Origin of the sequence: Streptomyces acidiscabies (genome assembly GCF_020010905.1) — a bacterium.
GTDB lineage: Bacteria > Actinomycetota > Actinomycetes > Streptomycetales > Streptomycetaceae > Streptomyces > Streptomyces acidiscabies.
In genome coordinates this window covers 2100325-2121327 of record NZ_JAGJBY010000002.1, presented here as the reverse complement: position 1 = coordinate 2121327, position 21003 = coordinate 2100325, and the positions used below count along the sequence as shown (strand labels likewise).

Genomic DNA, 21003 nt, shown 5'->3' with positions numbered 1-21003 from the left:
CCGAGTTGGGGGACGTATGCCGTCGCTTGAGAGTCTCGATCCCGCGTGGTTGCCTGCGGAGGCGTTCCGGGCGGTGGGGGGCCGGCGGGTGTGTGTGCGGGGGGCCGGGGAGTTGGTGGAGACCGTACGGGGTGAAGTGCGGGAAGCCTGTGGGCGGTTCGGTGGGGAGGTGGTCGGGGAGGGGGCGTACGACTTGCTGCTGGAGGTGGCGGAACCCGCAGGCTCCGGCGAACTCGCAGGCTCCAGCGAGGAGTTCGCCTTCGCCTTCGACGGCACCCGCGCCTCGGTCACCGCGTCCGGTGGAGCCGGGCTGCTCTACGGCCTCTTCCACGTCGTACGCCTCGGCGACAGCGCGTTCAGTGGACCGGCGCGGAGTGAACTCCACTCCCCCGCCCTGCCGTTGCGGATGGTGGACCACTGGGACAACGTGGCCGTGCATCCGGTCATGGGTCAGGTCGAGCGGGGGTACGCGGGCGGGTCGGTGTTCTGGGTGGACGGTCGGGCCCGGGGGGACGTGGCGCGGGTGCGGGCGTACGCGCGGCTGCTCGCGGCCTGCGGGGTGAACGCCGTCGCCGTGAACAACGTCAATGTGCACGCGGCGGAGGCGCGGTTGCTGACCGAGCGGATCGGTGAAGTCGCCGCGATAGCCGAGGTGTTGAGGGCCTACGGGATTCGTACGCATCTGTCGGTGACGTTCGCGGCGCCGATCGTGCTGGGTGGGCTGGGGACGGCCGATCCGCTGGACGCGGGGGTGCGGGAGTGGTGGGCCGGGGCTGTTCGGGGGGTGTACGACGCGATCCCGGACTTCGGGGGGTTCGTGGTGAAGGCCGACTCGGAGGGGCAGCCGGGGCCGTTCGCCTATGGGCGCTCGCACGCGGACGGGGCGAACATGCTGGCCGCCGCGCTCGCGCCGTTCGGGGGGACGGTGCACTGGCGGGCGTTCGTCTACGACCACCGGCAGGACTGGCGGGACCGGTCGACGGACCGGGCGCGGGCGGCGTACGACCATTTCGCGCCGCTGGACGGGGAGTTCGCCGAGGGCGCGGTGCTCCAGGTGAAGCACGGGCCGATGGACTTCCAGACGCGGGAGCCGGTGTCGCCGGTGCTGGGGGCGCTGCCCCGGACGCGGTTCGCGGTGGAGGTGCAGGCGACGCAGGAGTACACCGGGCAGCAGCGGCACGCCTGTTGGCTGGGGCCGATGTGGAGCGAGGTGCTGCGGTTCCGGCCGGGGGGTGAACAGGGGCCGTCCGTCGGGGAGTTGGCGAGAGAGCTGGTCGCGGTGTCGAACGTGGGGGACGATCCGTTCTGGACGGGGCATCCGCTCGCGCAGGCGAACCTGTACACGTTCGGCCGGTTGGCGTGGCAGCCGGATGCGGAGCCACTGGACATCCTGGACGAGTGGCTCCGACTGACGTTCGGTGACGGGCCGTTCGGCGAGCTGCGGCAGCTTCTCGCCGGGTCCTGGGCGACGTACGAGAAGTACACGGCGCCGCTCGGGGTGGGGTTCATGGTGCAGCCGGGGCATCACTACGGGCCGAGTGTCGACGGGTACGAGTACAGCCCGTGGGGGACCTACCACTTCGCCGACCGGGACGGGGTGGGGGTGGACCGGAGCGTGGCGACGGGGACCGGGTACGCGGGGCAGTACGGGGAGCCGTGGGCCTCGGTGTACGAGTCGGTGGAGAGCTGCCCCGACGAACTGCTGCTGTTCTTCCACCATGTGCCGTACGGGCATGTGTTGAAGAGCGGAAAGACCGTGATCCAGCACATCTACGACACGCACTTCGAGGGGGCCGAGGAGGCGGAGGAGGCCCGCCGGGTGTGGGCGGGCCTCAAGGGGGTGGTGGATCCGGAGCGGTTCGCGCGGGGCGCGGAGCGGTTCGAGGAGCAGGTGCGGAGCGCCCGGGAGTGGCGGGATCAGGTGAACACGTACTTCTTCCGCAAGTCGGGGGTCGCCGACGAGCGGGGACGGCACATCTACTGATCCGGTTTGAGGACCGCGATGCCGAGCGGGTCGAGGAGCAAGGGGGAGCCTGCCTCGGCCCGTTTGCCGGTGAGGAGGTCGGTCGTCGTGGTGTGGGCGGTCAACTCGGCTGTTTCGCGGGCGTGGTTGAGGAGGAAGAGGAGAGGGGTGCCGTCCTCGGTGACGCGGGTGGCGGTCTCGACCGTGGGGTGGTCGGCGTAGGGGCCGATGAGGTGGTGACGGGCGAGGACGAGGCGGACGACGTGGTCGACGCCGGGCTGGTCGAGGGCCGTGGCGACGTACCAGCCCTCGCCGCCGTGTCCGCCGAAGCGGTTGCGGGTGACGGCGGGCGTACCGGCGTAGAAGTCCGCGCCGTAGGGGGCGATGGGTTCGGCGCCCCTGAGCTGGACGATCTCGAAGACCAGCCGGGCCTGGGACTCGGGGCCGTCCGGAAGTACTACGGGTTGTACGACCTCCGGGGGACGTGAGTCCCACTCGTCGATCCTGATACCCAGGAGGGATGCGAGGGGTCCCGGGAGGTCGGTGAGGAAGGCGCGGTCGTGTTCGTCGGAGCGGGCGGACAGAAACGTCGCGAGAACGGTTCCGCCACTTTCCGCGACCGCTTCGAGGCGGCTCGCCAGGTCGCCCTTGATGAGGTGGAGGGCGGGGGCGAGGACGACGTCGTACGGGGTGAGGTCGGCGGTGACGGGGACGACGTCCACGTCGGCGCCGGCTTCGCGGGCCGCGCGGTAGTAGGCGTGGACGACGTCCAGGTAGCGGACGAGGCGGGAGGGGCCGTCGGAGAGCTCCAGGGCCCACCAGCTGTCCCAGTCGAAGAGGAGCGCGGTGCGGGAGGGGGTGCGGGCGCCGAGCGTGAGGTCGCCGAGGTCGGCCAACTCCCGGCCCAGGGCGGCGACTTCGCGGAAGGTGCGGGTGTCGTCGCGGCCCGCGTGGCCAATGACCGCGCCGTGGTACTTCTCGCAGGCGCCGCGGGAGGCGCGCATCTGGAAGTACAGGGCCGCGTCGGCGCCGTGGGCGACGGCCTGCCAGGTGGCGAGGCGGAGTTCGCCGGGGCGGTGCAGGGGGTTGACGTCGCGGCACGCCGTCGTGGACGGGGTCTGCTCCATCAGCCAGAAGGGGGCGCCGTCCTTGAGGCCGCGCATCAGGTCGTGCGCGAGGGCGGGGCGGGTCGGCGGGGCGTCCGGCGGCGGATAGTTGTCCCAGGACGCGAAGTCGAGGTGCGGGGCCCAGCGGTGGTAGTCGAGGGGGCGGTAGGCGCCCATCATGTTCGTCGTCACCGGGGTCTCCGGGTCGTGCTCGCGGATCGCCCGCTTCTCCGCCGTGAAGCAGCCGAGGAGGGCGTCCGTCATGAACCGCTGGTAGTCCAGGGTGATGCCCTGGAACGCGGTGTGGTCGGGGCCCCGCCAGTGTTCCGTGAGCGCGCTCGGGGGTTCGATCTGCGCCCAGTCGGTGTAGCGGTGGGACCAGAAGGTCGTCCACCAGGCGTCGTTGAGGGCGTCCAGGGTGCCGTGGTGCGCCTTCAGCCAGTCCCGGAACGCCTCCGCGCACAGGTCGCAGTAACAGGCGCCGCCGTACTCGTTGTTGATGTGCCAGGCCAGCAACGCCGGGTGGTTTCCGTAGCGTTGGGCCAGGCGGGCCGCCAGCTGCGTCGAGAGGCGGCGGTACGCCGGGGAGTTGGGGCAGAAGTTGTGGCGCTGGCCGTAGCGGTGGCGGCGGCCCTCGAAGTCGGTGCGGTTGACCTCCGGGTACTGCTTCGCGAGCCACGGCGGGAGGGCGGCTGTTCCCGTCGCCAGGCAGACGCTTCTGCCCTCCGCCGCCGCCCGGTCCAGGATGTCGTCCAGGACCGTGAAGTCGTAGGTGTCCTCGGCCGGTTGGGTCAGCGACCAGATGAACACGCCCACCGTCAGCGTGTCGATCCCGGCCTCGTCGAACAGGCGGTGGTCCTCGGTCCAGACCTCCTGCGGCCACTGCTCGGGGTTGTAATCGCCGCCGTACCGGATCTTGTCGGTCATGCGGTGAAGTTCTCCTTCGTCTCGGCGATCACCGGGCGGGCGGTGTGGAGCAGGGAGAGGAGCAGGAGGGCCGACAGGAGGGCCGGGAGTGCTTCCGTGAGCAGGGCTGTCATCGCGCCGGTCACGATCAGGAGCGAGAGGGCGCCCAGGGTGACCTTGCCGTGGCGCAGGAGGAAGTACGCGGAGAGGCGGGCCGTGTCCCTGGCGCGGAAGGTGAACAGGGAGGTGAGGATCAGGGCGTGGGCGCCCCAGAGGAGGGTGGTGAGGGCGGTGGCCGCGATGATCAGGGCCCACCAGGTGGGGAGGCCGGTGCTCGCGAAGTGGGTGAGGGTGAAGGCGGTCACCGTCAGCCAGGCCAGGAGCGGGGTCCAGAGTTTCAGGGCGGGGAGGGTGTTGAGGCGCAGGCCCTGGAGGTAGAGGCGGGTGGGGTGGAGGTCGGTGAGGTCGGCGCCTCGGTGGTGCAGGGCGTAGAGGGCGGCGGAGGCGGCGGGGCCCAGGGGGAGGAGGAAGAGGGCCGTCAGGGGGGTGGGGCCGATCAGGAAGAGGGGGATCAGGCCGGGGGCCGCGGTGACGAGGAGGAGGGCTTCGGTGGTGAGGAGGGTGTGGATGAGGACGGCGGCGCGGGAGAGGGGGCCGGTGCCGAACGAGGTGATCGCGCTGTTGGCGCTCATGGCGTCTCCCTTCCCAACAGCCGCCTCTCGTCCCACCATTCGGAGGTCTCGTCCACCAGGGGGGCCAGTTCGACGAGGGTGATCTCGTTGCGGGCCAGGGTGAGGCGCAGGTCCGCCCGGCCCTCCTCCAGGGGGAGGCGGAAGTGGGTGCGGGCCGGTTCCGATGCCTCGTGGAGCATGTCCAACTGGCCCTGTTTCGGGGAGCGTGGGCTGCCCATCTCGCGCCATGCGGTGTACGCGTTGCCGTGGTCCTCGTCCACGGTCGAGCGGCGTACGAACGCCTCCGGCCCTGAAGTCCCCGTCCCTGCCAGGGGGATCGAGAGGTGGACCTCGTGGCGGTCCGGGCCCGGGGTCTCCCCCGTCGGGTCGACCGGCGCCCAGGCCAGGACAGTTACCCGGCCGTCGGGGTGCCGCGTGACCAAGTGGTGGTCGCCCCTCGACAGGAGGTCCTCGCCCATGCGGGACATGAACGCGTACAGGTGGAAGGTGGGCTTCTTGACCTGACGGTGTGTCAACAGGCCGAAGCCGCCGTGGAACAGGGCCGTCGGGACGCCCGCTTCCTCGAACATGTCGCTGAACGTCCAGTACGAGAAGGAGTCGGCCAGCTCGCCGCCCTCCGCCAGCACCGGGGCCAGGTAGGCCGCGTTGAACGCGGTGTCGTGGATCGGGTTGTCCGGGCAGTAGGAGGAGTTGAACTCGGTGATGTGGACGGGGAGTTCGGCGTACCGCGTGCCTTTGAGCTGGCGGCGCGGGATGGCGAACTGGTCGAGGAGGTCGCGCGCCGGGGCGAGGGTCTGGTAGCTGGCGAACGGGACGCGCTGGGCGGGGCCCGAGGTGTAGGCGTGGCGGGAGACGAAGTCGAGGGGGACGTCGTTCCGGTCGGTGAAGTCCGTGAAGCGGGGCATCCATTCGTCGGCGCCGGGGGAGATCGCGGGGCCGCCCACCTGGAGGGAGGCGTCGACTTCCTTCACCGTGTGCGCGGTCACCTCGTACAGGTGGTGGTACGCCTTTTCGTCGGCGTTCTCCCAGAAGAGGTCGAGGTTGGGTTCGTTCCACACCTCGATGGGCCAGGTGCGGACCTCGTCCGGGCCGTAGCGGTCGATGAGGTGGGTGAGGGTGGCGCGGACCAGGTCGGCCCACTCGGTGTGGGAGCGGGGCGGGGTGACGTTGCCCTTCCACCAGAAGACCGTCTGGGATCCGGAGGCCAACTCCTCGGGCATGAAGCCGAGTTCGAGGAAGGGTCGGATGCCGAGTTCCAGGTAGGCGTCGATGACCTGGTCGACGTACGTGAAGCTGTGGCGCAGGCCCCGGGTGCCCTGGTGTTCGTAGGGGCGGACGACGCCCATGCTGTCGCCGAACAGGCCGTGGCCCCGGATGTGCTGGAAGCCGATCTCGCGCTGGACCAGCTTCAGGGAGTCGAAGTAGTCGCGGCGCAGGGCGAGTTCGGTCCGGCCGGTGCCGACGCAGTGGCGCCAGGCGGTGGGGAGGGAACCGACGGTCTCGGCGGGGACGCGGATCACCCGTGCTCCTTCTGGTAGCGCTGGTAGGCCTTGTTGTGGAGGGCGACGAGCTGGTCCATGTTCTTGGACTTCAACTCCGAGACGTAGGAGTCCCATTCGGACAGGGGCCGCTTGCCGAGGGCGAACTGGAGGGCGTTCTGGCCGACGTGGTCCTTGAGGGGGGTGTCCCAGAGGGTGGCCTGTTCCTGCTCGAAGGATTCGAGGGGGTGGGCGGGGGCGACGGGGAGTTCCTTGCGCTGGGCCATCGCGTCCTGGAACTTCTTCTCGTCGGGGCTGAAGTTGGAGGAGACCAGCGCCCAGCTGCCGCCGTACGTGAACACGCCGTTGAAGAAGCCGAAGTCCTTCTGGAGGTCCTTCGGGGCGTCGGGGATCGAGCCCATGAGGGAGATGCCGGGCTCCAGCTTGTACTGGCCGCCGCTGTACGTGTACGTCGTTCCCTGGATGCCCCACTTGGAGAAGCGCTGGCCCTCGTCGGAGTACCAGAGCCAGTCGACGAACTGCATCATGGCGACGAAGTCGGCGCTCTTGAGGGCCTTGCTGGAGATCATGAGGCCGTTCTCCAGACGGCCGCCGCCGAGCACGACGGGTCCGGCGGGGCCCAGCGGCACCGGGACCATCTCGATGGTGGCGCCCTTGACCTGCTTGGTCAGGTTGTAGCGGTACTCCTGGACCAGGACCTGCGGGTTGGCGCTGATCGCGAAAGACTTCTCGGCGAGAAGTTTCTGCTGCGCGTTGTCGTCGGTCTGGGTGAAGCTCTCGGGGTCCATGAGCTTCTCGGAGACCAGCTTCGCGACGAACTCGACCATCTGGCGGAACTCGTCACGGGCGCCGGTGAAGACGAACTCCTTCTTGCCGGCGTCCCAGCTGAGGTTGTCGTAGGACCAGCCGGCCGGGATGCCGTACGCCTGGCCGAGGTAGCCGAAGAACGCCCCTGGCGGGAAAGGGGTGTTGACGTTCCAGCGGTCGGAGAAGGGGTAGCGGTCGGGGTATTCGGTCTTGAGGGCCTTGAAGACGTTGTAGACCTCGTCCCAGGTGGTGGGGAGGGCGAGGCCGTGCTTCTGGAGGACGTCCGTGCGAAACGCCATCGAGTAGCCGGACTTGAGCTTCTCGTGGAGGCCGGGCAGCAGGTAGTAGTTGCCGTCGGACTGGCGGATCGCGTCGATCTCCGGCTCCAGCTTCCATCTCTTCACCTTGTCCTGGAAGTTGGGCATGAGATGGACGTACTCACTGACGGGGAGGATCGCACCGGAGGAGACGAAGGCGGCCTCGGACGGGTGGTAGGTCTTGGGGATGAGAAAGGGCGCGTCGCCCGCGCCGATGAGGAGGCTGCGCTTCTTCTCGTAGTCGCTGAGCGGCACCGAGATCGGCTTGAGGGTGACGCCCGTGCGCCGGGTCACCTCCTTCCAGAACATCCAGCTCGACTTCATCGGGTAGGCCGGGTTGTCGTTGTGCAGGACGTCGAAAGAAAGCGGTTTCGTCGCCTTGAACTGCTGGCCGACGCGGAAGTCCTCCATCGCGCCGTTCTGCTTCTTCGAGAGGTCCTTGGAGTCGCCGCCGTCGTCACCGCTGCCGCAGCCGGTGAGGGTGGCGAGGCCGACGAACCCGGCCGCGGCCAGGATCTGACGGCGCGACAACTGGCCTGCGTTGGAGCGGGAGTTCTTCTGCACCGGACACTCCTTGGGAGGTGAGGACGGTCAGCCCTTGACCGCGCCGAGCATCACGCCCGAGACGAAGTAACGCTGGACGAACGGGTACACGCACAGGATCGGCAGCGAGGTGAGCACGATCGTCACGGCCTGGATGGAGGCCGCGACCTGCGTGCCCTGCTCCGTGGTGGCACCGGCGTTGGAGGCTCCGGTGGCGCCCGCGATGATGTTGCGCAGATAGACGGTGACCGGCATGAGGTCGGTCCGGTCCATGTACAGGAACGCCTGGAACCAGGAGTTCCAGAAGGACACCGAGTAGAACAGGATCATCGTCGCGACGACGGCCTTGGACAGCGGCAGCACGACGCGCAGCAGGATGCCGTACGTACTGAGCCCGTCGATCTGGGCGGCCTCCTCCAGCTCGCTCGGCAGGGACTCGAAGAACGCCTTCATCACCAGCAGGTTGAAGACGCTGATGGCGTTGGGCAGGGCGATGGCCCACACCGAGTTCTTGAGGCCGAGGCTGGTGATGAGGACGTAGTTCGGGATGAGGCCGCCGGAGAAGAACATCGTGAACACGGCGATGCCGACGAGGAGTCCGCGCCCCTTGAGGTTCTTCTTGGACAGGACGTAGGCGTAACAGGTCGTCAGAACCATGGCTACGACGGTGGCGGTGACGGTGTAGAGCACGGTGTTGCCGTAACTGCGCCAGAACGTCGAGTCGTTGATGACGATGCGGTACGTCGTGAGGTCGAACCCCTTGGGCCACAGGGTGACTTCACCCGAGCGGATGGCGCGCTCGCCGCTGAAGGAGCGGGCGACGATGTTGAGGAACGGGTAGAGCGTCAGGACGACGACGCCGGTGAGGACGATGCCGTTGACGCCCTGGAAGACGCGGTAGCCGCGCGTCGGCTGGTTCACGGACGTCCGGGGTTTCGCGGCCGGCCGGGTCTTGAGGGTGCTCACCACAGGCTGGTCCCCACTGTACGGCGCGAGAGCTGGTTCGCGGAGGTGATGAGGACGAGCCCGATGACCGCCTCGAACAGGCCGATCGCCGCCGCGTAGCTGAAGCTGTTGGACTCGACACCGGCCCGGTAGAGGTAGGTCGAGACGACGTCGGCGGTCGGATAGGTCAGCGGGTTGTAGAGCAGCAGGATCTTCTCGAAGCCGACGGCCATGAACGTGCCGATGTTGAGGATCAGCAGCGTGATCATGGTGGGCCGGATCCCGGGCAGCGTGACGTGCCAGATCTGCCGCCAGCGGTTGGCGCCGTCGATGCGCGCGGCCTCGTACAGGTCGTCGTCGATCGTGGTCAGCGCGGCGAGGTAGAGGATCGTGCCCCACCCGGCGGTCTGCCAGACCTCGGAGCCGACGTACACCGTCCGGAACCACTCGGGTTCCTGGATGAAGCGGATCGGATCGTGGCCGAGCCAGCCGAGGACGTGGTTGACCGGCCCGTCCGTCGCGAGCATCTGCATGGTGATACCGGCGACGATCACGACCGACAGGAAGTGCGGCAGGTAGGAAACCGATTGCACAAAGCGTTTCAGCGCGGTGCGGCGCACCTCGTTGAGGAGCAGCGCCAGCACGATCGGGATCGGGAAACAGAAGACGAGGGTCAGCAGGCCCAGCCACAGGGTGTTGCGGAAGACCTGCCAGAAGGTGGGGTCGCTGAGGAACATGCGCACATAGCGCAGCCCCACCCACTGCTCACCCAGGATCGAACCGCCCGGCTCGAACCGGCGGAAGGCGATGACGTTGCCGATCATCGGCAGATAGCGGAAGACGAGGAAGAACAGCAGCGGCAGGACCACCAGCGAGTACAACTGCCAGTCGCGCCGCAGCGCCCGACGCCAACTGCGGCGCGCGGACGGGTACTTCGTGCCACCCGGGGACTTCGGGGGTGGCGGGTCCTGGGTGCCCGGCGGGGGCGCCGATGTGGTGGGGGTGCTCATGCTCGGGCCTCCCGGAGCGGGGCGCGGAACCGAAACTTTCGAGCTCTTACCGGTAACTTCGCGGCAACTTATGGGCACGTAGAAACCGCTGTCAATGGGTCATGCAGGAGATTCCTCAGGAGGCCATGGTGCGTTGGAAGCGTCACCGAGGGGGTAGAACAGGGTGGTCCGACCCTTCTCAGCTCCGCAAGTTTCCATTCCGTTACCGAATCCTGCGAGGTGTCGCCGTGGGCGCGTTCGATCTGCCGCTGATTGAGCTGGAGTCGTTCCGGCCACCGCTGGACGAGCCCGCCGACTTCGACTCGTTCTGGCACGAGACGCTCAAGGCCGCCGCCGAGGTGCCGTTGCGCGTGCGGACCGAGCCGGTCAGCAACGGGCTGAAGCTGACGGAGACTTGGGACGTCACGTTTCCCGGGTTCGGGGGGCATCCCGTGCGGGCCTGGTACAGCCGGCCCGCGAACACGCCGGACGCGTTGCCGACCGTCGTCGAGTACGCCGGGTACGGGCGGGGGCGGGGGCTGTCCCATGAGCGGCTCACCTGGGTCAACGCCGGGTACGCGCACTTGCTGATGGACAACCGGGCTCAGGGGGACAGTTACGGGAGCGGTGGGGGCGGGACCCTCGACCCTGGGCCACCTACCGCCGGGGGGCCGGGAGTTGTCGTACGGGGGCTGCTCGATCCGTACCAGTACCACTACCGGCGGCTCATCACCGATGCCGTGCGGGCCGTCGAGGCCGTGCGTACGTTGCCGGGTGTCGACGCGTCCCGGGTTGCCGTCGTCGGGAACAGTCAGGGTGGGGGGCTGGCGTTGGCCGTTGCCGGGCTGGTGCCTGACCTTGTCGCCGCGTTGGTTACTGCGCCGTTGTTGTGCGGGGTTCGGCGGGCGTTGGAGCTCACGGATGCGGGGCCGTACGGGGAGATCGCCGCGTATCTCTCTGTGCATCGGGGAGTTGAGGAGGTCGCGTATCGGACGTTGGCCTATGTGGAGGGGGTGTCGTTCGCTCGGCGGGCTCGGGCCCATGCGCATTTCGGGACGGGGTTGAGGGATCGGGTGTGTCCGCCGAGTGGGGCGTTCGCGGCGTTCAATCGGTATGGGGAGGTGGGGGGTTCGCAGCCTCGGCGGGAGATTCATACGTACGCGTACAACGGGCATGAGGGTGGGGACGCGGTTCATGTCGCGTTGCAGTTGGAGTGGTTGGCGGGGGTGTTCGAGGGGGTGGATTGAGTAGTTTGGTGAGGTGATTCGTATCCGTCTGGGGAGCGGGTGCTCCATGATGGGCGGAACATGAGTGAAGTGCGCTGGGGTTGCGGGGCGAGTGCGGCTTCGTCGTGGTTGCTCGCGCAGTTCCCCGCGCCCCTGAAGGACGGCGCTGACGCGCCGGTACCTGTGGCTCGTGCCGGTGTGTTTGCTACTGTTGGCGCCGCCCTGGGGGCGACTGCTCACCACCTCGTCGCCGAGGAACCTCCCCACTGGCAGCGCGTGTTGGTCGGGGCGAGTGTGCTGTTCGTGCTCGGCCTGCTGGGCGTTCGACGACCCCGGTCACTACCCGTGGTGGCACTCGCCTGCGCCCTCGCCCAGGGCGGGCTCCATCAGTGGCTGGCGGCGGGGCACACCGGCTCCGCACACGTCCATCACGCCTCTGAGGCAACGGCCACCCACGCCTCCTGGACCATGACCGCCGCCCACGCCCTCGCCGCCCTCCTCGTCGCCGCCCTGCTCCAACGCGCGGACCAGGTCTTCTGGCGGCTCGCCCAAGGCATACGGCACCGCACCGCCGCCCTCCGGGCATTGACGGGATTCACCCCCGCCTCCCCCGATGCACAAGTCTTCCCACCTCACACCATCACCCTCCCCCGATGCGCCGGTGGCGTAGCACTCGCGCATGTCGTGGTGCGCAGAGGCCCTCCAGCAGCCAGGTCGAACCACACCAACTGACCTTCCACGGACGGCCCTTGAGCCGATCCGCGCTACACCCCTGCCTGGAGACGACCAACCATGCTCAAGAAGACCCTCACCGCCCTCGCCGCCACCGCCCTCGTCCTCCTCACCGCCCAATCCGCCGCCGCCCACGTAGAAGTCAAGGCCGACAACCCCCAAGCCCTCGCCCAGAACGTGGAGTTGACCTGGTCCGCCGAGTCCGAGTCGGCGACGGCCGGAATCAAGGAAGTCCGGGTCGTCCTCCCGAAGGGCATCGCCCCCGCCGACGTGACCTACGCGAGCGGCCCCAAGAACTGGACCCTCGCACCGACTTCGGACGGCTTCACCGTGAAGGGCGCCCCGATGCCGACCGGCGAGGACGTCGAAGTGTCGGTCACCGTCAAGCAGTTGCCGGACGCGGAGGAGCTCGTGTTCAAGACGCTCCAGACGTACAGCGACGGCAAGACCGACCGCTGGATCGAGCTGGAGGAACCCGGCAAGAAGGAAGAGGAGGACCACTCCCACAGCGGAAACCCGGCACCGGTACTGAAGTTGAAGCCGGCGGCACTGGTCCAGAGCACGCCCACACCGAGCACCCCCGCGACCACCCCGGCATCCACACCGTCCCCCTCCGCGTCCCCGGTAGCCGCCGAGAAGGACGACAACAGCGGCACATCCGGGACGACTTGGGCGATCATCGGCATCGGCATCGCCGGTGTACTGGCCATCACATACTTCGTCGTACGGCGTCGGACACAGACGGCCGAATAGCGCTGTCCGGGGCCGGCCGGCACACCACCGCCCGGCCCCTCTCGCACGTCAACTCATTTGACTGGACCGGCAGTTGAGGCTGTACAGTACAAGTACAGACCTTCCGACAACGTTATCCGCCGACGGCGTTGTCGCCCGTGCTCCCCCAGCTCCGTGTCGTCGTCCGGACGCCGGGGGACCACCCCGGACGGCCCCTCCCCCCCCTGGGGCCGTCCGGCTCGCGGACCCGGTGGCACACGGCTCGATGCCACCGGGTCCGCTCAGAGCAGCCCGTCTTCCTTGCGGTTGATCAGCCGACCCGACAGGGCAGGCTGGCCGTACTGTCCCCACTGCCCCCGGTGACGACGTACCCGAAGGTCGAACTCTGCCCTGGACTGAGCGACCCGTTCCAGCCGGCGTTGTGGACCATCACGTCCTGCCCGCTGTAAGTGGCCGCGCCGTTCCAGAGGCTGTCCACCTTCTGCCCTGCGGCGAGCGTCCAGTTGACCATCCAGCCGAGCATCGGGACGTCGCCGGAGTTGGTGACGGTGACCTCGGACTGGTAGCCACCGCTCCAACTGCCCGTCGTACGGCGGGTGGCGGTGCAGGTGCCGGGCACGGGCTCGTTCGGGTTGCCCGGCTCGTGGATGCCGGTCACCTCGCCGTGGCCGCCGTCGAAGACGACGTCGGAGCAGGAGTAGAAGGTCTCCGAGCTGTCCGAGCGCTGCCAGACCACGTAGATGATGTGGCGGCCGGACTTGTTCGCCGGAAGCTGCCCGGTCCACGAGTAGTTGGCCTCGACGGTCCCCGGCGAGCCGTGCAGCGGCGGGTGGTCGGCGCTCAGGAACGGCGTCGACTCCATGTCGTCCCACGTGAGGGTCTTCGTGGGGTCGAAGCCGTCCTTCGTGACGTACACGTAGAACCAACCCGGGTGCGCGGCCCAGGCGTTGTACGAGAAGTCCATGGTCGCGCCGGACGTCAGGTGGGTGAGCGGCCAGTCGTTGCGGGGCGCGTTGAAGCCGGTGAAGTTCGTGTTGCCGCCGCTACAGAGTTGGCCGTCCGGCACGAAGCCGCGGGTTCTGCCGGCGCCGTCCGAGCGCAGGACCGAGAACCAGTTGTAGAACGGCGTTGTGCCGCTGACCTGTTGGGCGTTCTTGCACGCCGGGTTGACGGGCTTGATCTCGCCCGTGTCCGTCAGACCGTCCTGCCAGCACAGGAACGTCCGGCTGCCGGGTTTCATCGGGGTGCCGTGCGCTTCCGCCTTGCCGCCGGTCGAGACGATCAGGCCGAGGGCGGGGATGACGGCGAGGAGCGAGAAGAGGACGAGGAGGAGGGGGCGGGTGCGGAGGTACCTCGATAAATTTGTCGTGATCATGCCATGTGTCGAGGTGGGGGACATGAGGGGGAGCCGTCCTTTCTCTACGGCTGTGCGGGTATGGGGTGGGGGCGGTCCTGGTGGGTTCCGGTCCACGGGTGGGAGCGCTCCCACCCCATCTGTGCGGAAGGTATCGCTGCGGGGCGCCGATGTAAACGGGGGTGAAGGTAGTTTGGCGGCTGCGGGTGCGTTGTGGCTGGTCGCGCCCACGCGGCGGTAGCCGCAAATCGATACAGCCCCGCGCCCCTTAGGTACGTTGCTGCGCTGCCACTTTTACAGCTCCCATAGTTCCTCTCACCAACGGTAGTTCGATCCTGAACTCCGTTTCGCCCGGCTGGCTTTGGGCCGTGAGCGTGCCGCCATGCGCTCTGACTATCGCCTCTGCCACCGCCAGACCCAGACCCGACCCCGCCAACGCCCCATGCGTACGTACCCTCGACTCGTCCGCCCGCGTGAAGCGGTCGAAGACCGTCGGTAGCAGGTGCTGCGGGATTCCCGGGCCCGTGTCGCGGACCCGGATCACGCACACACCCCCCGTCCCCTCCACACTCACCCTCACCCTCGTCCCCACCGGCGTATGCACCCGCGCATTCGTCAGCAGCTGAGTCACCACCTGATGCAACCTCCCCTCGTCCCCCACCACCAACACCCCCTCCCCCACCCCGAGTTCAAGCTCACACTCGCACCCCTCCCTCCGCGCCCTCCACACCGCCTCCGCGACCACCCCCGCCACATCGACCTCCCCCCTCTCCAGCGGACCCCCCTCGTCCAGCCGCGCCAGCAGGAGCAGGTTCTCCACCAGCCCCGTCATCCGCGCCGACTCCGCGCTCACCCTGCTCCACGCCAGCTCCGCCGGCATGACACCGGCGTCGCGGTTCATCAGTTCCGCGTATCCGGAGATCGAGGCGAGCGGCGTGCGGAGTTCATGGCTCGCGTCCGCGAGGAAGCGCCGCATGCGTTCCTCGGTGTGGCGGGTTGCCGTGAGGGACGTTTCGACGTGGTCGATCATCCGGTTGAGGGCCGTGGCGAGTTGGCCCGTCTCGGTGCTCAAGTCGGCGGAGAGTCGGGGCAGTTCGGTGAGCGGCGTGCGGGACACGGCCGTAGCTGTCGTCACGAGCCTTTCGAGAGGCCGGAGTTGACGCCGTATCGCCATCGCGCAGCCGCACACCGCCGCCGTCAGACCGACCGCCGCGATCGTCGTCTCGGTGAGGAGAAGGCTGCGGATCGTGTTCTGGACGTCGGCCATGGGAAGGCCGGTGAGGACGTTTCCGCCGGGCGCCGTGAGGCGGTAGTCGCCGAGGCCGGGGACCGTACGCGTGTGCTTGTCGCCGTCGGGGGCGATGCCGGTGAGCGCTTCGCGTTGTACGGGGGTGAGGTCGCCGTGTCCGGTGACGTGCGCGGTGAGGACGCGGCCGGTGGCGTCCGTGCGGGCGGCGAGCAGTCCCACCGGACCGCCGGGCGCCCCCTGTTCGGCGGCGGCGGTGACGCGGTCGTCCAACTCCCCGAGCAGATGCGCGCGTTGAGTGAGAACGGTCGCCGACGCCATCGCCGTACAGACGACCGCCAGCAGCGCGCCGACGAAGAGGAGCAGGCGGGTACGGATCATGTCCTGATCCTGTCCCGGTCGGCTGGGTGAACCCTGTGTCCAGCCTGAGGCGGGGCGATGTAACGGGGCGGATACGGCAGAAGGGCCGCACCCCCGACATACGGGGATACGGCCCTCAACTGCCTTGCGGCGAGCCCTACTTGCGGATCAGGCTGCGCAGCACGTACTGCATGATGCCGCCGTTGCGGTAGTAGTCCGCCTCGCCGGGGGTGTCGATGCGGACGACCGCGTCGAACTCCACGCCGGTGTCGGTCGTGACCTTGACCGTGCTCGGGGTCGTGCCGTTGTTCAGCTCGGTGACGCCGGTGATGGAGAAGGTCTCCTCGCCGGTGAGGCCGAGGGACTCGGCGTTCTGGCCGGCCGGGAACTGGAGCGGGAGGACGCCCATGCCGATGAGGTTCGAGCGGTGGATGCGCTCGTACGACTCGGTGATGACGGCCTTGACGCCGAGGAGCGCGGTGCCCTTGGCGGCCCAGTCGCGGGACGAGCCGGAGCCGTACTCCTTGCCGCCCAGGATGACCAGCGGGGTGCCGGCGGCCTGGTAGTTCTGCGAGGCGTCGTAGATGAACGACACCGGGCCGTCGGCCTGGGTGAAGTCGCGGGTATAGCCGCCCTCGGTGCCCGGCGCGATCTGGTTGCGCAGGCGGATGTTGGCGAACGTGCCGCGGATCATGACCTCGTGGTTGCCTCGGCGGGAGCCGTAGGAGTTGAAGTCACGGCGCTCGACGTTGTGCTCGGTGAGGTACTTGCCGGCCGGGGTGTCGGCCTTGATGGCACCGGCGGGCGAGATGTGGTCCGTCGTCACCGAGTCGCCCAGCTTGGCGAGGACACGCGCGCCGGTGATGTCGGCGACCGGCGTGGTCTCCATCGTCATGCCCTCGAAGTACGGGGGCTTGCGGACGTACGTCGACTCCGCGTCCCACTCGAAGGTGTTGCCGGTCGGGATCGACAGCGCCTGCCACTGGGCGTCGCCCGCGAAGACGTCGGCGTAGGACTTGTTGAACATGTCCTCGCCGATCGCGTTCGCGACGACGTCGTTGACCTCGGCCTCGGACGGCCAGATGTCGGCCAGGTAGACCGGCTTGCCGTCCTGGTCGGTGCCGAGGACGTCCTTGGTGATGTCCACCTTCATCGAACCGGCGATGGCGTACGCGACGACCAGCGGCGGGGAGGCGAGGTAGTTCATCTTGACGTCGGGGTTGATACGGCCCTCGAAGTTCCGGTTGCCGGAGAGGACCGAAGTCACCGCGAGGTCATGGTCGTTGACGGCCTTGGAGACCTCCTCCGGCAGCGGGCCGGAGTTGCCGATGCAGGTGGTGCAGCCGTAACCGACCAGGTTGAAGCCGACCTTGTCGAGGTACGGGGTCAGACCCGCCTTGTCGAAGTAGTCGGTGACGACCTTCGAACCCGGCGCGAGGGTGGTCTTGACCCACGGCTTGCGGGTCAGGCCCTTCTCCACGGCCTTCTTCGCGACGAGCGCGGCGGCGACCATGACGTACGGGTTGGAGGTGTTGGTGCAGGAGGTGATCGCGGCGACGGTGACGGCGCCGTGGTCCAGCTCGTACGTCGAGCCGTCGGCGGCGGTCACGGTGACCGGGTTCGACGGGACGCCGTTGGTCGCGGCCGGGGAGTCGGAGGCCGGGAAGGACTCCTTGCCCGCCTCGTCGGCGCTGTCGACGTAGTTGCGGACGTCCAGCGCGAACTGCTGCGCGGCGTTGGCGAGAACGATGCGGTCCTGCGGGCGCTTCGGGCCGGCGATCGACGGGACGACCGTCGAGAGGTCCAGCTCCAGCTTCTCGGAGAAGTCGGGCTCGGCCTGCGGGTCCAGCCAGAGGCCCTGCTCCTTGGCGTACGCCTCGACGAGCGCGAGCTGCTGGGCCGAACGGCCGGTCAGGCGCAGGTAGTTGATCGTCTCGGCGTCGATCGGGAAGATCGCCGCGGTCGAGCCGAACTCCGGCGACATGTTGCCGATGGTGGCGCGGTTCGCGAGCGAGGTGGCGGCGACGCCCTCACCGTAGAACTCGACGAACTTGCCGACGACGCCGTGCTTGCGCAGCATCTCGGTGATCGTGAGGACCAGGTCCGTGGCGGTCGTACCGGCCGGCAGCTCGCCGGTCAGCTTGAAGCCGACGACGCGCGGGATGAGCATCGAGACCGGCTGGCCCAGCATCGCGGCCTCGGCCTCGATGCCGCCGACGCCCCAACCGAGCACGCCGAGGCCGTTGACCATCGTGGTGTGCGAGTCGGTGCCGACGAGGGTGTCGGGGTACGCCTGGCCGTTGCGGACCATGACCGTACGGGCCAGGTGCTCGATGTTGACCTGGTGGACGATGCCGGTGCCCGGCGGGACGACCTTGAAGTCGTCGAACGCGGTCTGGCCCCAGCGCAGGAACTGGTAGCGCTCCTTGTTGCGGCCGTACTCCAGGTCCACGTTCTGCTTGAACGCGTCGCTGGTGCCGAACTTGTCGGCGATGACGGAGTGGTCGATGACCATCTCGGCCGGGGAGAGCGGGTTGATCTTCGCCGGGTCGCCGCCGAGCGCCTCGACGGCCTCACGCATGGTGGCGAGGTCGACGACGCAGGGGACGCCGGTGAAGTCCTGCATGATCACCCGGGCCGGGGTGAACTGGATCTCCTGGCTGGGCTGGGCCTGCGAGTCCCATCCGCCGAGCGCGCGGATGTGGTCGGCGGTGATGTTCGCGCCGTCCTCCGTGCGGAGCAGGTTCTCGAGCAGGACCTTCAGGCTGTACGGAAGGCGAGCCGAGCCTTCCACCTTGTCCAGCCGGAAGATCTCGTACGACTCGTCGCCCACGCTGAGCGTGGCGCGGGCGTCGAAGCTGTTCGCCGACACGACAGTCTCCTTCATTGATGTGCGCGTACCACCGCATCCTGCCGCCACGCCTACTTGGCCGATCCGCTAAGGTAGGGCTAAGTTAGGTAACCCTTACTAGAGGGGGCGGCTACGGTACGCCTCGGCAGATATCTCGATGTCGAGATAACTCTAGTACATGGGGGCTGGATGGTCATGCCCGGGGGCAGTTGACCGCTCTCATCCAATCGAGACCCACCTCATGATCACAGCCGAGATGCACGACAGCCACTCGGTCACCCTCCGCCGCTACCAGGCCCACGTGCGGCAGCGAGCCGGTGCTGCAATGCGAGGTGCCGGAACTGGTGGACGGCACCGACCCGCCGGAGCACACCCCGGTCGTAGGCGTCCGCGAGGAAGGCCGTGAGGTCGTACGGCAGTCCCTGGCGCAGGGCCAGATAGCAGCGGGCAACCGCGTAGTGTCCCCAGGCGGACTGCCGGATCCCGATGGCCAATCCGGTCAGGACGGCCGGGATGAGTCCGACCACGAACGCCCACAAAGGCCTGCCGGCCGCCTCGGCACCCCACACCCGCGTCGAGCCCGTCAACACGGCACACCAGCCCTGGAACCCGATGGTCATGGCGCCGACGACGGCCGCGACTGATACGCAACTGACGAATGTACGCCGGTCGTTGGCGAGCAGGGCCCGGCCGTCGACCGAGGTGCCCAGATCGACCGGGACGACGCGCAGGCCGTGCACGAGCACGCAGGACACGGCGAAAACCGCGCCCGTCTGCTCGGCCGACCAGAACGCCGCGAGCGGATCGGGCGGCGCGATGTACTCGACGCCGTCGCCGCCGGACAGGGTGTCCGCGAGCAGTCCTTCCAGCAGGATGCTGCCGCCGAGCAGCATGCCGACCAGGAGTCCGCGGCCGAGACCCCGCACACTCCAGTGCCAGCGCATCCGGGCGGCCGGACAGGCGGGGTCGGCGAGCACGCCGTCCGCGCCCACCGCGGCTGCGGCCACACCGTAGAGGAGGGCACTGACCGTGCCGCAGCCGTTGCCGAATGCCGCCGCGTAGCAGACGGCGGCCACGGCTCCGGCCGCCAGGGCCCGTCGATCCCAGTCGGCGAGCCGCCGCAGGCCTGGCCGGCTACCGAAAGCGAAGCCGGAGATGATCGCCCCGACCAGGGCCAGGGAGATCCCGTCGGCCACGCGGTTGAACACGAGCTCGGGCGTGACGTCGGGCATGACAGCGAGGACGCACAGCACCATGGCGGTGAAGCCCGCGGCGAGCCCGCAGGTCAGACCGCCGCAGATCCCGGCCGCCACGACGCCGAGGCCGCCCCGCTCGTCCCAGCGCACCGGTACCCCGTCCGGGGTGAGATGGTGGGTCAATTCCATGATCACCCCCTCGAACAGCCAAGCCGTGCCGCCCAGCAGCACTCCGGCCAGCGCCTGGGGCAGCACGGCAGGAACGGCGTACCGGAGCTTCCACCAGGCGAGTTCGGCAGCGCCGTCGCGTCCGCGCTCCGCGTATCGGGCGAGGAAGCGAAGGGCAGGGCGAGCCCGGGTGGCGCTCCACCGGGAGAGGCGGCCCGCGTGCGGCCGGTACGCGGCGTCGAGGAAGGCGTCGAGGAGGTGGTGCTCCACGGCCGTACGGGTGCGCAGCCGCAGCAGTTCTCCGGGATCCGGCAGCCGCTCGTGCCCCTCCTGCGGGCGCGGGTTGTAGATGGACCGCGCCAAGGACACCATCAGCGGGCTGGTCAGGGCCTGCCCCACCGGCTCGGCCGTCCCCAGCACCTGGGTCACCGCGCTCCAGCGCCCGGCTGTACGGGCGCCGGGGCCGCCCGCGTCCCGTTGCAGGTAATCCGCGACCTCCCTGGCGCCGAGAGGCAGCAGGTGGATGCCGGCCAGGTCCGCGAGCCGGGCGGGAACCGCACCACGTGGCCGCAGTGCCGCACGGTACTCGTCCGGACGACTCGACAGAACCATGCCACAGCCGTACGGCAGGGCCTCGTTGACGCGGTGCAGGGCCAACGCCCCCATCGCGGCCGGGAGTTCGTCGAACCCGTCGAGCACCGGCAGGACCAGCCGCCGCTCCAGCAGCAGGCCGGCCAGGGTGACCCGCCCCCCATGGACATGGGACGCGGGGGTTCCGAGCTCCGGATGGTCCTGCACGAGCCGACGCTCCATCCAGGTCCGCAGATCCAGCGCGGCGGGGTCCCAGGAGGCCAGCGAGAACAGGACCGGCACCGGATCGTCGGCCTGTCGTCTTTCGATCAGCGCCAGCACGAGCCTCACCAGCAGGAGGGTCTTGCCCGCCCCCGGCTCGCCCAGAACCAGCAGCCGCCGGGCCGTGATGCGCCGTGTGAAGACGCCGGCGATCTCATCGTCCCGGCCGGCGAGCCGCTGCGGGTCCGAGGCCTCGGCCAGGTCGCGGTCGGTGCCCTGCCAGGCGACGGGCAGCGGATACGGGTCGGCCAGGCGCCGTATCGCGGCCTCGGCCTCCCACTGTCGCCGTACAGCGTCGGCCAGCCTGTCGGCCGCCTCGGCGGGGCTCAGTGCCACAGCCGCTTCGACCCGGTCGGCCCGGTAGGCGCTCCAGGCCAGATAGGCGCCGGCCCAGGTCGGCAGGAGCGCCGCGAGCACGGACGCCGGGTCCTCCAGGTGCGGGGCGACCAGAAGCGCTCCTGCGGTGCTCACGGCCAACAGGGTCAGGTACACGATCCCGGCACGCCGCACCTGCGCTCC

Annotated in this window: 14 protein-coding genes; 4 read left to right on the top strand and 10 right to left on the bottom strand. The window is 69.0% G+C overall.

The window, feature by feature from the left end:
• Positions 1 to 16 precede the first annotated feature (16 nt).
• Entirely contained in the window at positions 17 to 1984 is a 1968-nt protein-coding gene (locus J8M50_RS36335; protein ID WP_029183771.1) for an alpha-glucuronidase, read from the top strand.
• On the opposite strand, the gene J8M50_RS36330 is transcribed toward J8M50_RS36335, so the two are convergent.
• Genes J8M50_RS36330 through J8M50_RS36305 form a run of 6 tightly spaced genes read right to left on the bottom strand, consistent with a single transcriptional unit; the run spans position 1978 to position 9788 of the window.
• Positions 1978 to 3996, bottom strand: a complete 2019-nt coding sequence (locus tag J8M50_RS36330; protein ID WP_010353140.1) for a beta-galactosidase — start codon at positions 3994 to 3996, stop codon at positions 1978 to 1980. The two genes, J8M50_RS36335 and J8M50_RS36330, sit on opposite strands and share 7 nt — an antisense overlap.
• Positions 3993 to 4667 (bottom strand): hypothetical protein, encoded by a 675-nt coding sequence (locus J8M50_RS36325; RefSeq protein ID WP_010353139.1) that lies wholly within the window; start codon positions 4665 to 4667, stop codon positions 3993 to 3995. Before J8M50_RS36325 ends, J8M50_RS36330 begins: the two co-directional genes overlap by 4 nt.
• The gene (locus tag J8M50_RS36320) at positions 4664 to 6187 is read right to left on the bottom strand and encodes a GH39 family glycosyl hydrolase (protein ID WP_010353138.1); all 1524 of its coding nucleotides are present in this window, start codon (positions 6185 to 6187) and stop codon (positions 4664 to 4666) included. The genes J8M50_RS36325 and J8M50_RS36320 overlap by 4 nt, the downstream gene beginning before the upstream one ends.
• Positions 6184 to 7854, bottom strand: coding sequence for an ABC transporter substrate-binding protein (locus J8M50_RS36315; protein ID WP_010353137.1), 1671 nt, complete (start codon positions 7852 to 7854; stop codon positions 6184 to 6186). The genes J8M50_RS36320 and J8M50_RS36315 overlap by 4 nt, the downstream gene beginning before the upstream one ends.
• Before the next feature lie 27 nt (positions 7855 to 7881).
• The gene (locus J8M50_RS36310) at positions 7882 to 8802 is read right to left on the bottom strand and encodes a carbohydrate ABC transporter permease (RefSeq protein WP_010353136.1); all 921 of its coding nucleotides are present in this window, start codon (positions 8800 to 8802) and stop codon (positions 7882 to 7884) included.
• Positions 8796 to 9788, bottom strand: coding sequence for an ABC transporter permease (locus J8M50_RS36305; RefSeq protein WP_010353135.1), 993 nt, complete (start codon positions 9786 to 9788; stop codon positions 8796 to 8798). The genes J8M50_RS36310 and J8M50_RS36305 overlap by 7 nt, the downstream gene beginning before the upstream one ends.
• A gap of 227 nt (positions 9789 to 10015) precedes the next feature.
• Here J8M50_RS36305 and J8M50_RS36300 point away from each other — a divergent pair, with 227 nt between their 5' ends.
• From J8M50_RS36300 to J8M50_RS36290, 3 genes are read left to right on the top strand one after another with little or no spacing between them, the layout of a single operon-like run.
• Positions 10016 to 11014, top strand: coding sequence for an acetylxylan esterase (locus J8M50_RS36300; protein ID WP_010353134.1), 999 nt, complete (start codon positions 10016 to 10018; stop codon positions 11012 to 11014).
• 60 nt (positions 11015 to 11074) lie between these two features.
• Positions 11075 to 11725, top strand: coding sequence for a hypothetical protein (locus J8M50_RS36295; protein ID WP_158002793.1), 651 nt, complete (start codon positions 11075 to 11077; stop codon positions 11723 to 11725).
• 60 nt (positions 11726 to 11785) lie between these two features.
• Positions 11786 to 12478, top strand: coding sequence for a DUF1775 domain-containing protein (locus tag J8M50_RS36290; protein ID WP_010353133.1), 693 nt, complete (start codon positions 11786 to 11788; stop codon positions 12476 to 12478).
• Between the two features lie 289 nt (positions 12479 to 12767).
• Here J8M50_RS36290 and J8M50_RS36285 read toward each other — a convergent pair whose 3' ends face one another.
• From J8M50_RS36285 to J8M50_RS36270, 4 genes are all read right to left on the bottom strand, one after another.
• Complete coding sequence (locus tag J8M50_RS36285; RefSeq protein WP_010353132.1) at positions 12768 to 13856, bottom strand: lytic polysaccharide monooxygenase auxiliary activity family 9 protein; 1089 nt, start codon at positions 13854 to 13856, stop codon at positions 12768 to 12770.
• A 223-nt stretch (positions 13857 to 14079) separates the two neighbouring features.
• Positions 14080 to 15438 (bottom strand): HAMP domain-containing sensor histidine kinase, encoded by a 1359-nt coding sequence (locus J8M50_RS36280; protein ID WP_010353131.1) that lies wholly within the window; start codon positions 15436 to 15438, stop codon positions 14080 to 14082.
• Between the two features lie 136 nt (positions 15439 to 15574).
• Positions 15575 to 18289, bottom strand: a complete 2715-nt coding sequence (gene acnA / locus J8M50_RS36275; RefSeq protein WP_010353130.1) for an aconitate hydratase AcnA — start codon at positions 18287 to 18289, stop codon at positions 15575 to 15577.
• A gap of 254 nt (positions 18290 to 18543) precedes the next feature.
• Positions 18544 to 20955 carry an NACHT domain-containing protein gene (locus J8M50_RS36270; protein WP_158002792.1) on the bottom strand — a complete coding sequence of 804 codons (2412 nt, stop codon included), beginning with the start codon at positions 20953 to 20955 and terminating at the stop codon, positions 18544 to 18546.
• Positions 20956 to 21003 lie beyond the last annotated feature (48 nt).